Source organism: Kitasatospora indigofera (assembly GCF_014655955.1).
GTDB lineage: Bacteria > Actinomycetota > Actinomycetes > Streptomycetales > Streptomycetaceae > Kitasatospora > Kitasatospora indigofera.
Window position 1 is genome coordinate 1 of the sequence record NZ_BNBO01000151.1, and the last position, 1,201, is coordinate 1,201.

Annotated in this window: 1 protein-coding gene; it reads right to left on the reverse strand. The window is 71.5% G+C overall.

Going from position 1 to position 1,201, the window contains the following annotated elements; genetic code table 11:
* Positions 1–1,201 (reverse strand): amino acid adenylation domain-containing protein (locus IE329_RS39890; RefSeq protein ID WP_190215969.1); only part of this gene is annotated, 1,201 nt, incomplete at both ends.

The following is a 1,201-nucleotide window of genomic DNA, read 5'->3' on the forward strand; positions in this document are numbered from 1 at the left end:
CGCCGAACGGGTCCGCCACGAACCGCTCCGCCGTCAGACCCGGCCGGTTCAGGTATCCCCGCGCCAGACCCACCCCGGAGACGTACAACTCACCCGCCACACCCACCGGCACCGGACGCAGGTGCGCGTCCAGCACGTGCGCCCGGGTGTTCCAGATCGGCCGGCCCACCGTCGCCGTCGCCGAGTCCAGCGTGCCACCACCCAGGGTGTTGATCGTGTACTCGGTCGGCCCGTACAGGTTGTAACCCATCACCCCGGGGGTGTCCCGCAGCTTCGACCACAGCGTCTCCGCCACCGCCTCACCACCCAGCAGCACCAGCACCGGCCGATGCCGCCCCTCGTCCAGCAGACCGCACTCCACCAGCGCCTGGGCGTAGGAGGGCGTCACGTTGATGACGTCGACCTCCAGCTCGGCGCAGTAGTCCGCCAGGCCCTGGGCGTCGCGGCGCAGCGCCTCGTCCATCACATGGACCTCGTGGCCCTCGACCAGCCAGAGCAGCTCCTCCCACGACATGTCGAAGGAGAACGAGACGGTGTGCGCGATCCGCAGCCGCCGCCCGCCCGCCGAGGCCACCACCGGGTCGAAGATCGCCTCCCGGTGGTTCAACTGCATGTTGGTCAGACCCTGGTACGGCGTCACCACACCCTTCGGCCGGCCCGTCGACCCCGAGGTGAAGATCACGTACGCCGGGGCGTCCGGCGCGTAGCCGGCCCGGTACGGGGTGCCGTCCAGTGCCGCCAGCTCCGCGCGGACGGTGTCCGCGTCGAGCAGCAGGGTGTTCGGATGCGAGGGCATCAGCGCGGCCGCGGTGGAGTCGGTGACCAGGCAGACCGGCGCGGTGTCCGCCACCATGAAGGCCAGCCGGTCCACCGGGTAGTCCAGCTCCAACGGCAGGTACGCCGCCCCCGACCGCAACACCGCGAACAACGCCGCCACCATCTCCAACGACCGCGGCAACCCCAGCGCCACCACCCGCTCCGGCCCCGCACCCCGCGCCACGAACAACCGCGCCAACCGGTTCACCCGCGCATCCAGCTCCGCATACGTCCACGAAGCCGCACCGAACACCAACGCCGTCTCGTCCGGCACCGACGCCGCACGCTCCGCCAGCAGATCCGCCACCGACGCCCCCGGCAACTCCCGCGACGTCGCCGCCCACTCCCCCAGCACCAACCCACGCTCACGCACCGTCAGCACGTC